Here is a 15,971-nt window from a genome sequence, read left to right as displayed (position 1 = left end):
GCCGGGCGGTCGTTGCGTCGGTGGGTGCGCCGCCGCCTGCCGGGTGGACAGGCGGCGGCGCTGGGACGGAGTGCCCGCGCGGGTCATTCGGAGCGCAGGCCCAGGGCTCCCGTCGCCCTCCTCATGGCGGGCAGGGTCAGGGCGGTCACCACGAGCACCAGTGCCAGGGAGGTGGCCGTCAGGATGGCGACGCCCGCCCAGTCGATGATGATCGGCTGCTCGACGATCTGGAGCAGCAGCACGGCCAACCCGCTGCCGATGGCCACCGCCACCAGCAGGGCGAGCACCAGCGGCACCGCGTTCTGCCACAGCAGCGACCGGCTCAGCGCACCCCGGGGCACGCCGCTCGCGGCCAGCACCGCCAGCGGGCGGCGGCGTTCCCGGACCTGTTCCAGGGCCAGGATCAGCAGGCTCGCCCCGGCCAGCAGCAGGGTGATCAGCGAGCCCGCCAGCAGGCCCCGGCGGATGCTCTGGAACTCCTCGACCCGGTCGCTCGCCCGGGTCGCGCCGAGGTAGTACGTGTACGCGCGCCAGGTCATCGGGGCGATGGCGTTGCCCAGCTCCTCGACCACCTCGGGCTTGTCCGGGTCGACCTCGACCACGATCGAGCCGTAGCTGTACCCGATGTCGACGCCCCGCAGCGCGCCCGGGGTCAGCAGCAGGCCGTGGTTGCTGTACCCGGTGGCCTGCCGGGGCGGCTGCACCGGCCGGTAGTCCGGGATCGTCCACTGCGGACCGACGACCACCGTGTCGCCGTGGCCTTGCGTCAGCGTGACCTTCGCACCGGGGTGCAGCGCGGCCCGGTCCTCCGCGCCGCCCACCATGCCGGTGGTCAGGTAGAAGGCGTCCCCGTCCCGGCAGTCGTCCAGCGTCGCCTGCATCCGGAGCGCCTCGCACGTGCCGACCGTCGCCCCGAACTGGTTGTCCTTGTCGATCTCCAGCTGGATGCCCAGCAGCGGGTGGACGCGGGCCGTGTCGACGGCCCGGTGCAGCAGGCCGACGGTCTGGTCCACGTTCTCCTGGGACCAGTCGGTCAGGCTCACCACCACGCGGCTGCGGTCGCCGGGGTCGACCGGGCGGTCCACGATCGCGGTCTCCGCGCTGGCCAGCACCGACTGGACGGCGATGGCACCGGCCAGGACCACCGACACGCCGCCGACCACGCGGGCCGCCGTGCCGCTGTCCATCTGGAGCCGGCGGATGGCGAGCTGCCACGACGGCACACCGCCGCGCACCTTGCCGACCGCGCGCTCCACCACCCACGGCAGCAGCAGCGGGATGCCGAGCAGCAGCAGCAGGATGCCGCCGACCACGACCGGTTCGGACGCCCGGTGCTCGGAACCGCCCAGCAGGCCGGACTGGCTGTAGAGCGCCGCCGTGCCGGCGAAGATCGGCAGCGTGCGCCACCACATCACCCGGCGCACCGGCTTGGACCGGCGGACCACGCCGAGCGGCTCGATCACCGTGCGGCGCATGGAGATCAGCGACGTCACCACGGCCAGCACCGGCACCAGCACCGCGATCAGCACGGTCGGCAGCGGTGCCGGCGTCAGGTCGCTGACGAACACGCTGATGCCCAGCAGCGTGACGTGCTCGACGAACTGGCGGGCCACGAGGAACAGCACCGCGCCGACCGCCAGGCCGGCCACCGCCCCGAGCAGCGCCTCGCCGGCGGCGATCCGGCGCACCCGCTGCGCCCCCGCGCCGACCAGCCGCAGCGCGGCCAGCCGCCGGTCGCGCTCGGAGCCCGCCAGGCGGGTGCTGATGCCCACGAACACCAGCACCGGGAACAGCAGCGCCACCACGCCGACCATGATCAGCAGCGACAGCACCGGGTCGAGGCGGCGCTCCTGCGCCGCGCCGCCGTAGGACGCGACGGCCTTGCGCACGTCGCGCTGCACCGTCGCGTCGCCCGCGACGAACGCCAGGTCGCGCGGCGAGTTCAGGCCCGGCTGGGTGATCAGCTCGACCCGGCGCTGCGGGAAGCGCTCCCGGAGCTGCTCGCCCTCCGGGGAGTCGAGCAGCCGCGCCAGCTCGGGCGACAGCGCGATCTCGCCGTCGCCGGGCACCCTCGACAGGCCCGGCGGGACCGGCGCGTCCGGACCGCTCGGCAGCACGAAGTCGCCGACGATCGACTGGCCCCGGTAGTCGGACATCCAGTCGGCGACGTAGAGCACGTCCGAGGTGGGTCGGTCGCCCTGCACCGGCACGCCCTGGCCCGCCGAGCCGCGTTCGGCGCGGGCGGCCAGCATGGTCGGCACGGACGACGCCATCAGCAGCACGACGACGCCGATGCCGATGCCGACGCCGGTCAGGACGAGCCGGACCCACGACGTCCGCCCGCCGCCCATGGCCAGCCGGATGCCCAGGGCGAGGTCGCTCAGCCACTTCGTCATCGGACCCGCCTTGAGGAGCCGGGGACGGCGGCGCTGCGGGCTGCCCGGCGAGGAGCGATGCGGCTCGCTGCGGAGCGGCTCGTAATGCGATGACTTGCTGCGGAGTGACCCACTGCGGAGTGACTCGCTGCGGGGTGGGTTGCTGCGGAGTGGCTCGTGGCGGGGTGGCGGGCCCAGGGGGCGGCCGGGTCGGTCAGGTGGTTCATCGGACCGGCTCCACCTCGCGGGAACGGCCGTCGCGGACGACGACCTCGCGGTCGGAGTAGGCGGCCACCCGCGCCTCGTGGGTCACCAGGACGACGGCCGCGTTGGTCTCCTTGGCGGCGGTGGTGAGCAGCTGCATCACCCGCTCGCCGTTCAACGAGTCGAGCGCGCCGGTCGGCTCGTCGGCGAACACCACGCGCGGGGACGTCACCAGGGCGCGGGCGACCGCGACCCGCTGGCCCTGGCCGCCGGACGTCTCGCCGGGGCGCTTGCCGCCCACGTCGGCCACCTCCAGCCGCTCCAGCCACTCCAGGGCGCGCGACTCCGCCTCGCGGCGCTTCGCACCGCCCAGCCGCAGTGGCAGCGCCACGTTCTCCAGGCAGGTCAGCTCGGGCACGAGCTGCCCGAACTGGAACACGAAGCCGAACTGGGTGCGGCGCAGCTCGCTGCGCTCCCCGTCGCCCATCGCGCTCAGCTCGACGTCCCGGTACCGGACCACGCCGGAGTCCGGTGTGAGGATGCCCGCCAGGCAGTGCAGCAGGGTGGACTTGCCCGAGCCGGACGGCCCCATCACGGCGACCACCTCGCCCGCGCGCACCCTCAGGCCGGCGCCGTCCAGCGCCGGGGTCGGGCCGAACGACTTGTGCAGGTCGACCGCTTCCAGCAGGGCGTTCACCGGCGCACCTCCCCGAGCTGGGCGGAGAGCTGGCCCAGCCGCGCGGCGGTGAGCTCCAGCCAGCGCAGGTCGGCCTCCAGGTGGAACAGGGCGTGGTCGCAGATGAGCTGGTCGGCCAGGTCGCCGGACGCCTTGCGCCTGGTCAGGTCGCGCATGGTGGCCAGGTGGGCGGCGCGCTGGACGTCGAGCACGTCGTCCGCGCTGCGCCCGGACAGCAGCGCCAGGACCACCTTCGTGTAGAGCGTGTTCTGGAGGTAGGGCTCCGGCTTCTCGGCCGTGCCCAGCCACTGCTCCACGTCCGTCACGCCCGCGTCGGTGATCGCGTACCGCTTGCGCTCCGGGCCGTCGCCGGACTCCACGCCGGCCTCCGCCACCAGGCCGTTGCGCAGGAGGCGGGACAGCGTTGTGTAGACCTGCCCGTAGTGCAGCGGCCGGTCCTGGCCGAAGCGCTCGTCGTAGGCCCTTTTCAAGTCGTAGCCGTGCCGTGGCCCCTTTTCCAAGAGGCCGAGCAGGGTGTGTCCGATCGACATGCCAGCGACTATACACACGAGGTATACACCGGGTGCATAGCCCGATCGGCGGTCAGCCGAACGGGCAATGAGGCTAACCGGCGAAAATGGTTTGACGGTTACTTCGCCACATCGCCACCCGCCGACGCCTACAGTGGAGGGGTGACTGGTCTGGCGGCCGGCTGGGACCACGCGACTTTTGCGCAGGGTCGAGCCGGCGATGCGGAACACGATGTGGAGCTGCTGCTCGCTTTCCTCAACACCCGAGATCTCGAACTCGGCACCGACGTGCTGGACCACACCGCCGCCTGGCGGGCGTGGGTGGCCGAACGCGGGCTGGGCGATGTCGGGGACCTGACCGAGGCCCGCGCCGCCCGCACCGCGCTGCGGGCGTCGCTGGGCGAACGGCACGACGGGCCCGACCCCACCCCCGCCACCGGCCTGATCCGGGTCGACCTCAGCCACGGCGTGCCCACCATGTCCAGCGACGACGCCCTGGGCGCGGTGCTGGGCGCGGCGGCCAGGCTGGCGGTGCTCGGGTCGTGGGAGCGGTTCAAGATCTGCCAGGCGGACGGCTGCCTGTGGGCGTTCTTCGACCGCTCCCGCAACCGGTCGCGCACCTGGTGCTCGATGCAGGTCTGCGGGAACCGCGAGAAGGCGCGCAACTTCCGGGAGCGGCGGGCGCTCAGCGTGTCGTAGCCGCCCCGGCGATCACACCACGAGCTGCCCGACGGTGTAGATCACCAGGCCCGCCAGGGCGCCCACCACCGTGCCGTTGATCCGGATGAACTGCAGGTCGCGCCCCACCTGGAGCTCGATCTTGCGGGAGGTCTCCTCGGCGTCCCACCGCTCGACGGTGTCGGTGATCAGCGTGGTGATCTCGTCGCGGTAGTTGCCGACGACGTGCCCCGCCGCGTCTTCCAGCCACCCGTCGACCTTGGCGCGCATCGCCTCGTCGGCGACCAGCCGGCCGCCGAACGACACCAGCCCGGTGCGGATGCGCTTGCGCAGCTCGGACGACGGGTCCTCGGCGGCGGTGAGCAGCATCCCCTTCGCCGTGCCCCAGGCCGACCCGATCAGCCGCTGCACGTCGGGGTGCTCCACGACCTGCTGCTTGACCGCCTCGGCCCGCTCCACGGTCGCCGGGTCGGACTGGAGGTCCTTGGCGAACTCGATGAGGAACTGGTCCAGCGCCTGCCGCATCGGGTGGTTGACGTCGGTCTTGACCGCCCAGGCGAAGTTCAGCAGCTCGGAGTGCACCTTGTCGCCGAGCATCGAGTCCATGAACTTCGGCGACCACACCGGCGAGCGCTCGGTGACCAGGCCGACGATCTTGTCGTAGTTGTCCCGAACCCAGTCGTGGGCGCGGTCGCACATCAGGTCGACCAGCTTGTGGTGCGCGCCGTCGGTGAGCACCTGGGAGAGCAGCCTGCCCAGCGGCGGCCCCCACGGCTGGTCGGTCAGCCGGCGCACCACCGCCTGCTCCACGACCGCCTGCACGTCCTCGTCGCGCAGCACCCTGATCGCGCCCTTGACCACGTTCGACAGCTCGCCGGTGACCCGCTCGGCGTGGTCGGGCTGCTCCAGCCACGCGCCGACCCGGTGCGCGACGCCGACCCGGCGCAGCTTGTCCCGCACCACGTCCTCGGACAGGAAGTTCGTCCCGACGAACGACCCCAGCGCGTCGCCGAAGGTGTTCTTCCTGGTCGGGATGATCGCGGTGTGCGGGATCGGCAGCCCCAGCGGCCGGCGGAACAGGGCGGTCACCGCGAACCAGTCGGCCAGCGCGCCGACCATGCCCGCCTCGGCGGCGGCGCGCACGTACCCGATCCACGGCGGGCCGTCCGCCTCGAACAGCAGCGCCACCAGGAAGATCGCGGTCGCGGCCAGGAAGAAGCCCGTGGCGACGAGCTTCATCCGGCGCAGGTCTCGGCGCTTGAGCTGGTCAGCGGCGGTCAGTTGCTCCACGGGGCCATTGTCCGTGAAGATTCGGCGTTGTGCGGGTACCAGCGCTTGTCACCAGGATGCGGCCGTTCACCTCGACGATCTTCGCGGAGATGACCGCGTTGGCGACCAGCACCGGGGCGGTGAACCTCGGGCAGGGCTTCCCCGACACCGACGGGCCGGCCGGGATGCTCGCGGTGGCCAAGGAGTCCATCGACGGCGGCCTCAACCAGTACCCGCCCGGCCCCGGGATGCCGGTGCTGCGGGAGGCGATCGCCGGGCACCGCGCGCGGTTCGGCACGCACTACGACCCGGACACCGAGGTGCTGGTCACCGTGGGGGCCACCGAGGCGATCGCGGCCAGCCTGCTCGCCCTGGTCGAGCCGGGTGACGAGGTCGTGCTGATCGAGCCCTACTACGACTCCTACGCCGCGTCGGTGGCGCTCGCCGGCGCGACCCGGCGGACCGTCGGCCTGGTCGAGGAACCCGGCACCGGGCGGCTCGGCCTCGACGTCGGGGCGCTGCGGGCCGCGATCGGCCCGAAGACCCGGGCGCTGCTGCTCAACTCGCCGCACAACCCCACCGGCACCGTGCTCGACAAGGCGGAGCTGGCCGAGGTCGCGCGGCTGTGCGTCGAGCACGACGTCATCGCGATCACCGACGAGGTCTACGAGCACCTGGTGTTCGACGGCCTCGACCACGTCCCGCTGGCCACCCTGCCCGGCATGGCCGAGCGGACCGTGACGATCTCCGGCGCGGGCAAGACGTTCAACTGCACCGGCTGGAAGATCGGCTGGGCGTGCGGGCCCGCCGACCTGATCGCCGCCGTGCGCGCGGCCAAGCAGTTCCTCACGTTCGTCGGCGGTGCGCCGTTCCAGCCCGCCGTGGCGCACGCCCTGCGGCACGAGCTCGGCTGGGTCGAGGAGCTGCGCGCGTCGCTGGAGGACAAGCGCTCGCGGCTGGCGGCGGGCCTCGCCGACGCCGGGTTCGCCGTGCGGCCCAGCCAGGGCACCTACTTCATCACCGCCGACGTGCGCCCGCTCGGCTTCACCGACGGCGCCCGGCTGTGCCGCGAGCTGCCGGCCCGGATCGGGGTCGCCGGCGTGCCCGTCCAGGTGTTCGCCGACCACCCCGGGCAGTGGCAGCACCTCGTCCGGTTCGCGTTCTGCAAGAAGGACGAGGTGCTGGACGAGGCGATCGGCCGCCTGCGCGCCCTGGGCTCCTGACCGCGCCGCCTCACGCCTCCGAGCGCACCGGGACGGGCGTGCCCGCCAGCCGCTCCTGCACCAGGGCGTGCCGGAACTGGTAGGACGCGCCCGACAGGCGCAGGACGCCCAGCTTGCGGGCATCCTCCAGGAACACGACCAGCTCCCACGGCAGCTTGCCGCGCGCGGCCAGCCAGATCCGCGCCACGGTGAACCACCACCAGCGCAGGTGCAGCACGGACAGCGTGAACCCGAGCATCAGCCCGCAGGCCAGCCCCAGCCCGACCATGCCGGTCTGGTTGGGGCCGAACACCAGCCCCGCCGCCGCGCCGAACACCACGGCGAGCACCAGCGAGCCGGTCCACACCGCGATCCGGTCGCGCGCCATGGTCCACCTCGGGCTGGTCGGGTGGGTCAGCTCGGCGCTGCTGCCCAGCGCGAACCGCAGCGCCACGGCCACCGCCAGGCCCAGGCCGACCACCAGGCCCGCCGACAGCCCGTAGAGCGCGCCGAACACGAGGCCGACCGCCATCCCGAGCACGCCGCTGACCAGCACCAGGCTCCGCCAGACGCCCAACCTCGGCTTCGGCGCGCGGTCGCGCGAGGCCGACAGCGCCGCCACCGCCACGGCCAGCCCGGCGACCAGGCCCGTCGCGGGCGCGAGCTTCGGCGTGCTCGCGTAGGCCATCAGCCAGCCCACGCCGAGGCCGCCGATCGTGCCCAGGACGAGCGCGCCGAGCACCGCGAGCCACCGCCTGCCGACCGAGCGGCGCAGCTCCCACCAGGCCAGGTCGGTGATGCCCCGGGCGCGCATCTCGCCCGCCAGGAACGTGAGCCAGCGGCGGGCCCGGTCACGCGGCCAGACCTGGGTGGCGCGCACCTGCCGCGCCACCCCCCGGTCGCCGAACGCGCCGTCCACCAGCTCGTCGACCAGGTGGTCCTCGATCGCCCGGCGGTCCGGGAACCGGGTGCGGTCGAGCAGTTCGCTGGGCTCGCCGTAGCCGTAGACGACCCCGGCCAGCCACACCGCGAGCGGCGTGGCCAGGGCGTCGGCCAGCCGGCCGTCCGGTTCGTCACGCAGGTGCAGGAAGATCGGCTCCCAGCGGGCCGCCGTCACCGGGTCGGCGTGGGCGCGCAGGTAGCCCGCGATCTCCTCGTGGTCCAGCGGGTGCAGGTGCACCACGTCCGCGCCCGCGACCGGAACGCCCGCGTCCGCGAAGGCGTCCGACCGGCTGGTCAGCACCAGCGGCGAGGACGTCGGGAAGGCGCGGTTGATGCGCTCCAGCGCGTCCGCGCGCTTGCGCTCGGCGATCCGCTCCAGGCCGTCCAGGACCGGGAACACCCGCCGCTGCTCGACCAGCAGGTCGCCCGCGTAGCTGCCGTACAGCTCGGTGTTGCGCAGCGCCGGGTGCTCCTCGTAGAGCCGGCGGGTCATCCAGGTGCGGACGTCCTCGGTGTCCGGGTCCCAGCTCGACAGCGACAGCAGCACCGGCACCGGGCCGCCGGCGTGGCGGTCGAGCAGGCCGATGGTGAGCAGCATGGCGATGGTGCTCTTGCCCGCGCCCGCCTCGCCGAGGAACACCATGCGCGGGTGGCGCTCGAACGCGCCCACCACGGCGTCGCTGCGGCCGGGGCGACCGTTCTCGGAGGACCAGTGCAGGTCCAGGAGGTCGTCGGTGAGCCCCCGGGCGCGGCACTCCTCCGTCCACTGGGCGTGCAGGGACGTGGCGAGCGCGGTCACGGCGGCGTCGAGGTTGGCGTCCGTGGCGAGCCCGGCGGCGCGCTTGCGGTGCAGCCACGGGTCGACGGCGGCGAGGAACGCCAGGAACCCGACCGCGAGGCCGGACAGCCACAGGTCGGGGTCGATGCCGTAGTCGGTGACGAACAACCCGGCCACGGTGAGCAGGGCGGTCAGGACACAGCCGACGAGCACGACGCGCTGACGGAATCGGGACACCAGGGCATAATGGCCCACCGGTCACGCCAGGTGGTGACGCGGTCACCCCCGTGTCGTGCGTACTCTCGGGTACGTGATCTGCCCCAAGTGCCAGGACCTGATGCGCACCATCACGCGCGGAGCCGTCCACATCGACCAGTGCGACAACTGCAAGGGCGTGTTCCTGGACGGCGGCGAACTGGAACAGATCCTGGCGGCCGAGCGCGACCACTACGCCCAGGCCCCGCCCTACGCCGGCACTCCGCAGGAAGGCGCGTACGCGGGCACTGACGGCGCACCGCCGCCTTACGCAGGCACTCCGCAGGATGGCGCACCGCCGCCTTACGCGGGTCCGCAGCCCGGGGCGGGCGGGGCACCGCCGCCCTACCAGCCCCCGCCCGGCACGCCCCCGCCCGGGACGCCGGCGGTGCCGCCCGGCTACCCGCCGGCCTACCCGCCCGGCTACTACGGCCCTCCCGGCCACCACCCGCCCCGGCGGCGCAGCTTCCTCGAAGAGCTGCTCGACTGAGCCGCCGCCCGGTCGGGGTCAGAGCGGCCAGGTGAGGTCCGTGCCGTCCAGGGCGAAGCGCTGGTCGTCGGCGGTCGCGGTGAACGTGAAGCGGTGCCGGCGGGGGCGGCCCAGCGAGCGCCACCGGCGGTAGGCGTCCTCGGCCTCGCGCCACAGCCCGCGCGGCCCGCCCTCCTCCACCCGCGCGCCCCGGTGCCGGGCCCACGAGCCGTCCGGGTGCACCAGCCGCACCGGGTCCAGGCCGACCACCACGTCGGGCAGCGCCAGGCCGGCGAAGAACTCGAAGCCCGACGCCGGGTCGACCGCCGTCCGCGCGGGCAGCGGGGTGGTCCGGCTCGTCCCGTCCGCGTGCAGCGCCCGGTGCAGCGCCTCGTCCGCCCACGCCTGGCGGTGCGCGCGCAGCGGCATGAACCGGCCGTCCTCCGGCAGCACCCGGCCGGTCCCGACGCCGCCGCGCACCTCCAGCCGGACCAGGCCCGCGCCCAGCGCCCGGTTGAGCGTGGTGACGATCAACCCGCCGTCCGCCACCTGCCCCAGCCACGCGGGCGGGATGCGGGACACCGCGCAGGTGCCGAGGACCCGTGAGTACGGTGCCCGCGCCGGGTGGCCCTGCTCGCCGTCGCCCACCACGCAGAACGGCCGCCGCCCGGCTTCGGCGAGCCGCGCCGCCGCGCGGGCGTGCACGCCCGGGTCGACGTCGATGGAGGTGACGGCGTCGTCGCCGAGCACGTGCGCGAGCAGCGCGGCGTTGTAGCCGGTGCCGGTGCCGATCTCCAGCACCGTCCCCTCGGCGTCCAGCGCCTCCAGCATGATCGCCATGATCGTCGGCATACTCGACGAGCTGGTGGGTACGCCTTCCACGGCACCTTCGGCGACCGCGCGCTGCCAGGCCGCGTCGGTGCCGTCGAGCTGGGTGACGCACACCTGGTTGCGGTAGACCAGCGGCAGGAAGTCCGGGTGGTCGGCGGTGACCGGCGCCCAGCCGTCGGGCGTGGCCACGAAGAACGCGGGCACGAACACGTGCCTGGGCACCTCGCGGAACGCCGCCGCCCACCGCGCGTCGGTCAGCACGCCGGCCTCGACCAGCGAGTCGACCAGCTCTTCGCGCAGGGTGGCGGCCAGGTCCACCGGCCAACGGTAGCGCTGTGGGCGAGCACACGTCCGGTTGCTAGCAGAGCGCTTGCAGGAGCTAGCACCTCGGCGTACCGTCGGAAGCGGATCGAGGAGGTGCCGTGGTGGACGCGCCCGACAAGAAGTCCATCGACCAGGCCGTCGCCGACCTGGGCCGCGACATCGGCGAGTACATCCGCGAGCAGCGCAACTCGGCGAAGATCTCGCTGCGCCAACTGGCGAAGCTCGCCGGGGTGTCCAACCCCTACCTCAGCCAGATCGAGCGGGGCCTGCGCAAGCCGAGCGCGGAGATCCTCCAGCAGATCGCCAAGGGGCTGCGGATCTCGGCCGAGGCGCTCTACGTCGAGGCCGGGTTCCTGGAGCAGCGCGCGGGCGGCGCGCTGGCCGACGCCATCGTCACCGCCCCGGACCTGACCGAGCGGCAGAAGCAGGTGCTGCTCGACGTCTACGAGTCGTTCCGCCGGGAGAACACCGCCGGCCGACCGCGAGAATCCCGACCCGAGGAGTGAACCCCCATGTCGAACCTGCCCACCACCGAGGAGCTGCGCAAGGCAGGCGAGCAGGTCGTCGCCGCCGCCCGGACGCCGCTGCTGGCCGCCCTGGGCGCCGGTGACCTGGCCGCGAAGGCCGTGGTCGAGGCGCTGAACAAGACCAAGGAGCGCGCCGAGGCCGCGAAGACCGCCGCCGAGGGCACCGACCTCAAGGACCTGCGCGACAAGTTCGAGCCGGCCGAGCTGCGCCGGATCGTGGACGCCTACACCCAGTCCGCGCTCAACCTCTACCAGTACCTCGCCGAGCACGGCCAGGAGGCGCTGGACCGGCTCAAGAGCCAGCCGCAGGTGCAGAAGGCGCTCAGCGAGGTCGAGGCCGCCGTCGAGACCGCGCAGAAGCGCACCGGGGCCGCCGCGTCCGACGCCCGCGACCTCGCCGACGACGTGCTGGGCAAGGTCACCCGCCGCACCCGCACGGTCGGCGAGAAGGTCGCCCGCGACGTGGACGACGCCACCGAGAAGCTCGCCACCGCCGTCGTGGAGACCGGCGGCGACGTCGCCCACGAGGTGCGCAGCACCACCCGCAAGGCCGCCGACCGCACGGCCGCCGCCCGGTCCGGCTCCGCCGCGCCGAAGACGACGACCGCGCGCAAGCCCGCCGCCCGCCCCGCCGGCACCAAGAAGTCCGGCGACGCGGCCGAGTGACCCCGCCGCCACGGGGCGTCCTGTCCGGGACGTCCCGTTTCGGCTGTACCCCGGACGCGCCGCGCACGTAGGCTGGGGGGGTGTTCTCACCGTTTCCGGCCCTGGACCTGATCTTCCTCGACCAGTGGATCATGATCCTGGCGTACTACGCCGGGCTGGTCGTCGGTGTCTTCGCGTTCGTGCACGCGCTGTCCCAGCGGGCCGACGCCTACACCGCGGCCGAGCGGCTCACCAAGCCCGCCTGGCTGGGCATCACCGGCGGCGGCACCTTCGCGCTGCTGCTGTTCAGCCTCAACAGCGCCGGCGCGATGTTCTGGCTGGCCGGCCTGGTCGCGGTGCTGGTGTACCTGGTCGACGTGCGGCCCCGGCTGATCGAGGTCCAGCGCGGCCCGAGGTGGTGACGCACCGGAGCTTCGGCTCCGGCACCCCGGTCACCCTGGTCGGCCACGGCCTGGGCGCGACCCCCGGCGAAGCCCGCCTGCCCACCTCCGGCCTGCCCGGCACGAAGGTCGTGGTCACCCTCCCGTCGCACGGCGACGCCCCGGACGCACCCGCCGGGTACTGGGACTACCGGCGGATCGCCGCCGACCTGCGCCGGGTCGCCCGCGAGGTGGGCGCGACGCGGGCGATCGGCGTCTCCCTCACCTCCGGCGCGCTGCTGTCGCTGCTCGCCGACGAGCCCGACGCGTTCGAGCGGGTCGCGCTGCTGCTGCCCGCCGTGCTGGACGAACCGCGCCCGCTGCTCGACCGCGAGAGCGCCGTCACCGCCCTCGGCGGGCCGCCCGAGTACCTCGCCGAGCGCCGGCGGGCGTTCGCCCGGCTGGACGGGGCGCTGGCCGAGCTGCCCGGCCGGGTCGCCGTCCCGGACCGCGCGCTGCTGGCCGCCGTGCGGGCGCCGGTCCTGGTGGTCGGCGCCACCCGGGACCCGCTGCACCCCGAGGACGTCGCCAAGGCCACCGCCGCCGCGTTCCCGGCCGGCCGGCTCGAACTGGTGCCCTCCTGGTTGACCCGCCGGGGTGACGTGCGCGGGTGGTTGGGCCATTTCCTCGCCGGGTAGCCGGAAGGCATGGCCGAACCGAAGAAGATCGCATTCCTGGTCGACACGGAGGGGATCGAGCAGGTCGAGCTGACCGACCCCTGGCAGCACGTCGAGAAGGCGGGTGCGGTGCCCCGCCTGCTCGCCCCCAAGCTGGGCGAGGTCCAGGGCTTCAACCACCTCACCCCGGCCGACAAGTTCCCCGTGGACGTCCCCTACGCGCACGCCGACCCGGCCGACTACGACGGCCTGGTGATCCCCGGCGGGGTCGCCAACGCGGACTTCCTGCGGATGGACCGGCAGGCGGTAGCGCTGGTCAAGGCGCACGTCGCCGCCGGCAAGCCGATCGCGTCGATCTGCCACGGGCCGTGGCTGCTGGTCGAGGCCGACGTCGTGCGCGGCAAGATGCTCACCTCGTTCCCGAGCCTGGCCACCGACGTCCGCAACGCCGGCGGGCAGTGGGACGACCTGGAGGTCCAGGTCTGCACCATGAACGGCTGGACGCTCGTGACCAGCCGCAACCCCGACGACCTGCCCGCGTTCGACCGCGAGATGGTCAAGGCGTTCGGGTTGTAGCGCGACGGCTCCGGCGTCGCGGGGATGTGCACCTCCCCGCGGCGTGTCAGAGCCGGGTGGCCGCGTAGGCCGCGATCGCGTCGCGCACCCACTCGGCGAAGCCCTCGGCGTGGGCGTCGAACTGCGCCTTGAAGTCCGGCGCGTCGACGTACAGCTGTCCCAGGCCGGTGTAGGACTCCCGGTTCGGGGTCCAACTCCGGCAGATCCACCGGTAGTGCCGGTCGGTCACCTCCAGCGTCTGCGGCGCGTCCGGCGCGGTGCCCGCGTCGAACAACTCGCCGTACGCCTGGGCGACGGCCTGCCACTCCGCCATGAACCCGTCGGCGTCGGACTTGGTCCATCCGCGCATCCGGCGCTTGCTCTCGTCGACGTGCTCTTGGACGCCTTCGCCGTAGCGCTCTACGAGTTCTGCCTCGTAGCGCGCCTGGCGGTCGGCGTCGAAGCCGTCGAACAGCTCTTCCATCTTCATGGTGTGCTCACCCCCTTCCAGTTCCTCGATCGTCTTGGCGACGGTGTCCGCCAACGCGGCCAGCCGCTCCTGCTCGCCGCGCAGCCACCGCTGGTGGTTGCGCAGCACGTCCACCGCGCTGTGACGGCCGTCGAGCACCTCGGACACGGTGTCCAGGTTCAGCCCCAGGTCGCGCAGCAGCAGGATCTGCTGGAGCCTCAGCAACTGCTCCCGCTCGTAGTAGCGGTAGCCGTTGCCCCCGATCCGCGCGGGCGGCAGCAGCCCGATGGCGTCGTAGTGCCGCAGCGTCCGCGAAGTCACCTTCGACATGCGCGCGACCTGTGCGATCGACCAGGCCATCGTCCGTCACCTCCCCCTGCACGACCACGGTAGAGGTTGACGCTGCGTCAACGTCAAGCCGAGCCGGCAGGATGGTCGGGGTGTGGACCATCGCCGGAAAGCTCACGCCCGCCCCCGTGCTCGACCACCTCGACCTGGTGGCCGCACCGGTGGCCGCCGCGCTGCGCGCGCTGCCCGAGGGGAACCGCCTGGCGGTCTCCGCGATCGACGCGACCCTGGCGGACACCGCCGAGTTCTGCGCCCACTACGGCTCGCCGCTGGACGCCTCCGCGAACTGCGTGATCGTCGCGGGCAAGCGCGGCGACACCGTGCGGTACGCGGCGTGCGTGGTGCCGGCGACAACGCGGGCGGACGTGAACGGTGTGGTGCGCCGCCGCCTGGACGCCCGGCGCGCGTCATTCGCGCCGATGGACGACGCCGTGTCGCTGACCGGCATGGAGTACGGCGGCATCACGCCGGTCGGCCTGCCCGGGGACTGGCCGGTGCTGCTCTCGCCCGAGGTCGCCGCCGCGCCGGAACTGGTGATCGGCAGCGGCATCCGGGGCAGCAAGCTGCTGGTGCCCGGTGAGGTGCTGGCGAAGCTGCCGGGCGCCGAGGTCGTGGAGGGGCTCGCCCGCCCGGTGTGACGCGCCCGGTGTGCCTTCGGCCCGGCGTGCTCCGGCGTGCTTGGGCGGGCGACCGCGCCGGAGCGGGGTGAGCCGGGGCCGGGCCGTGGTCAGGCGAGCTGCGGCTCGACGGGCCGGAGCCGGGCGGCGTACTCGCCGAGGAACGCCACGGCCTCCGCCACGTCGTCGGTGACCAGGACCCAGCGCTCGGCCTCCCGGCCGCGCGCCAGCCGCCGCACCAGCGGCGCGGCGGGCACCTCGCGCTCCCAGAACTCCTTGCCCAGGAACACCATCGGCGCGGCGGGGCCGACCGACCCGTAGTGGTTCTGGGTGTAGTCCTGGAACACCTCCTGCACGGTGCCCGCGCTGCCCGGCGTGTAGACGATCCCGCCGGTCGCCACGGTCAGCAGGCCCTCCTCGCGCACCGAGTTGGCGAAGTACTTGGCGTGCAGCTCGCAGGCGGGGTTCGGCGGCTCGTGCCCGTAGAACCAGGTCGGGATGCCGATCGTGCGCGGCCGGTCGAACGCCGGCAGGTCGGTCGGGAACGCCGCCAGCCACCGGCCGATCGACTCGGCGTCCCCGCCGAACTTCGGCACCCGGGCCAGCGCGCGCAGCACGGCGGCGTCCTCGCCGACCCGCACGCCCAGCGGCACGGCCTCCATCGCGCCCGGCCCGCCGCCGGTCAGCACGGTGAACCCGGCCGCGCCGAGCGCCGCGCCCAGCGCCACCGCGCGCCGGTAGCCGTCCGTGTCGCGGCCCAGCGCGTGCCCGCCCATGACGGCGACGGGGGAGCCGGTCAGCGCCTCGTCCAGCGCCTCGGTGATCGCGTGGTCGTGCAGCCGCTCGGCCAGCGCGTGCAGCGGGTCGGGGTGGTGGCCCTGCCGCTTGCTGTGCCGGTAGATCCGGGCGTCGGGGGTGTCGGCGTAGGACTGCGGCCGGGCCGGGTCGAAACCGGCGAACAGCTCGTCCGGGGTGTAGAGCGCGGACCGGTAGACCCGGTACGGCACGTCCGGGATGGTCGGGAACACCAGCGCGCCGGCCGCGTCCGCGCGCCGCCGGTCCGAGGGCGACAGCGCGCACCCCAGGAACAGCGCGCCGTCCAGCGGCACCCGCAGGTCCACGTCGGAGAGGTCGAGCCCGACGACCACCGCGCCCCGCAGGTCGCCGGCCGTCCGGACCTGGTCCAGGTCCCTGATCTCGGTGCGCACGGGCGCAGCCTA

17 protein-coding genes are annotated in these 15,971 nt (G+C 73.8%); 9 read left to right on the top strand and 8 right to left on the bottom strand.

Annotation, left to right across the window (positions count from 1 at the left end):
* Positions 1–83 precede the first annotated feature (83 nt).
* The 3 genes from AB0I60_RS08970 to AB0I60_RS08960 all read right to left on the bottom strand — a co-directional run bounded on the left by AB0I60_RS08970 (position 84) and on the right by AB0I60_RS08960 (position 3,806).
* The gene (locus AB0I60_RS08970) at positions 84–2,396 is read right to left on the bottom strand and encodes an FtsX-like permease family protein (protein WP_360727062.1); all 2,313 of its coding nucleotides are present in this window, start codon (positions 2,394–2,396) and stop codon (positions 84–86) included.
* 202 nt (positions 2,397–2,598) lie between these two features.
* Positions 2,599–3,276, bottom strand: a complete 678-nt coding sequence (locus tag AB0I60_RS08965) for an ABC transporter ATP-binding protein (protein WP_360727060.1) — start codon at positions 3,274–3,276, stop codon at positions 2,599–2,601.
* Positions 3,273–3,806, bottom strand: a complete 534-nt coding sequence (locus tag AB0I60_RS08960; RefSeq protein ID WP_360727059.1) for a PadR family transcriptional regulator — start codon at positions 3,804–3,806, stop codon at positions 3,273–3,275. The genes AB0I60_RS08965 and AB0I60_RS08960 overlap by 4 nt, the downstream gene beginning before the upstream one ends.
* Positions 3,807–3,947: 141 nt before the next feature.
* On the opposite strand from AB0I60_RS08960, the gene AB0I60_RS08955 reads away from it, so the two are divergent.
* A complete protein-coding gene (locus AB0I60_RS08955; RefSeq protein WP_360727057.1) occupies positions 3,948–4,484 on the top strand; it encodes a CGNR zinc finger domain-containing protein in 537 nt (178 codons plus the stop codon).
* Positions 4,485–4,496: 12 nt separating this feature from the next.
* On the opposite strand, the gene AB0I60_RS08950 is transcribed toward AB0I60_RS08955, so the two are convergent.
* Positions 4,497–5,702, bottom strand: a complete 1,206-nt coding sequence (locus AB0I60_RS08950) for a DUF445 domain-containing protein (protein ID WP_360728493.1) — start codon at positions 5,700–5,702, stop codon at positions 4,497–4,499.
* Positions 5,703–5,782: 80 nt separating this feature from the next.
* Between AB0I60_RS08950 and AB0I60_RS08945 the strand changes: the two genes are divergently transcribed.
* Positions 5,783–6,955: a pyridoxal phosphate-dependent aminotransferase gene (locus AB0I60_RS08945; protein ID WP_360727056.1), complete on the top strand. Its 1,173-nt coding sequence runs from the start codon at positions 5,783–5,785 to the stop codon at positions 6,953–6,955.
* Positions 6,956–6,965: 10 nt separating this feature from the next.
* On the opposite strand, the gene AB0I60_RS08940 is transcribed toward AB0I60_RS08945, so the two are convergent.
* A complete protein-coding gene (locus tag AB0I60_RS08940) occupies positions 6,966–8,891 on the bottom strand; it encodes an NACHT domain-containing protein (protein ID WP_360727054.1) in 1,926 nt (641 codons plus the stop codon).
* A gap of 73 nt (positions 8,892–8,964) precedes the next feature.
* On the opposite strand from AB0I60_RS08940, the gene AB0I60_RS08935 reads away from it, so the two are divergent.
* On the top strand, positions 8,965–9,399 hold the full coding sequence (locus AB0I60_RS08935; RefSeq protein WP_360727052.1) for a zf-TFIIB domain-containing protein: 435 nt from the start codon (positions 8,965–8,967) through the stop codon (positions 9,397–9,399).
* An 18-nt stretch (positions 9,400–9,417) separates the two neighbouring features.
* On the opposite strand, the gene AB0I60_RS08930 is transcribed toward AB0I60_RS08935, so the two are convergent.
* Positions 9,418–10,527: a methyltransferase domain-containing protein gene (locus AB0I60_RS08930; RefSeq protein WP_360727051.1), complete on the bottom strand. Its 1,110-nt coding sequence runs from the start codon at positions 10,525–10,527 to the stop codon at positions 9,418–9,420.
* Between the two features lie 107 nt (positions 10,528–10,634).
* Between AB0I60_RS08930 and AB0I60_RS08925 the strand changes: the two genes are divergently transcribed.
* From AB0I60_RS08925 to AB0I60_RS08905, 5 genes are all read left to right on the top strand, one after another.
* A complete protein-coding gene (locus tag AB0I60_RS08925; RefSeq protein WP_360728490.1) occupies positions 10,635–11,039 on the top strand; it encodes a helix-turn-helix transcriptional regulator in 405 nt (134 codons plus the stop codon).
* Positions 11,040–11,045: 6 nt separating this feature from the next.
* A complete protein-coding gene (locus tag AB0I60_RS08920) occupies positions 11,046–11,726 on the top strand; it encodes a hypothetical protein (protein WP_360727049.1) in 681 nt (226 codons plus the stop codon).
* A 110-nt stretch (positions 11,727–11,836) separates the two neighbouring features.
* Positions 11,837–12,127 (top strand): DUF2516 family protein, encoded by a 291-nt coding sequence (locus AB0I60_RS08915; RefSeq protein WP_360728488.1) that lies wholly within the window; start codon positions 11,837–11,839, stop codon positions 12,125–12,127.
* Entirely contained in the window at positions 12,124–12,783 is a 660-nt protein-coding gene (locus AB0I60_RS08910; protein ID WP_360727048.1) for an alpha/beta hydrolase, read from the top strand. The genes AB0I60_RS08915 and AB0I60_RS08910 overlap by 4 nt, the downstream gene beginning before the upstream one ends.
* 9 nt (positions 12,784–12,792) lie before the next feature.
* Positions 12,793–13,338: a type 1 glutamine amidotransferase domain-containing protein gene (locus AB0I60_RS08905; RefSeq protein ID WP_360727046.1), complete on the top strand. Its 546-nt coding sequence runs from the start codon at positions 12,793–12,795 to the stop codon at positions 13,336–13,338.
* A gap of 46 nt (positions 13,339–13,384) precedes the next feature.
* Here AB0I60_RS08905 and AB0I60_RS08900 read toward each other — a convergent pair whose 3' ends face one another.
* The gene (locus AB0I60_RS08900) at positions 13,385–14,146 is read right to left on the bottom strand and encodes a TipAS antibiotic-recognition domain-containing protein (protein ID WP_360727045.1); all 762 of its coding nucleotides are present in this window, start codon (positions 14,144–14,146) and stop codon (positions 13,385–13,387) included.
* Between the two features lie 71 nt (positions 14,147–14,217).
* On the opposite strand from AB0I60_RS08900, the gene AB0I60_RS08895 reads away from it, so the two are divergent.
* Entirely contained in the window at positions 14,218–14,772 is a 555-nt protein-coding gene (locus tag AB0I60_RS08895) for a YbaK/EbsC family protein (protein ID WP_360727043.1), read from the top strand.
* 89 nt (positions 14,773–14,861) lie between these two features.
* Here the strand turns inward: AB0I60_RS08895 and AB0I60_RS08890 are convergent, their stop codons facing one another.
* Positions 14,862–15,959, bottom strand: coding sequence for a hypothetical protein (locus AB0I60_RS08890; protein WP_360727042.1), 1,098 nt, complete (start codon positions 15,957–15,959; stop codon positions 14,862–14,864).
* Positions 15,960–15,971 lie beyond the last annotated feature (12 nt).

The organism is Actinosynnema sp. NPDC050436, assembly GCF_040655415.1.
Lineage (GTDB): Bacteria > Actinomycetota > Actinomycetes > Mycobacteriales > Pseudonocardiaceae > Actinosynnema.
The sequence above is the reverse complement of the archived record's forward strand: the minus strand, read 5'-3'. Positions and strand labels throughout refer to the sequence as shown.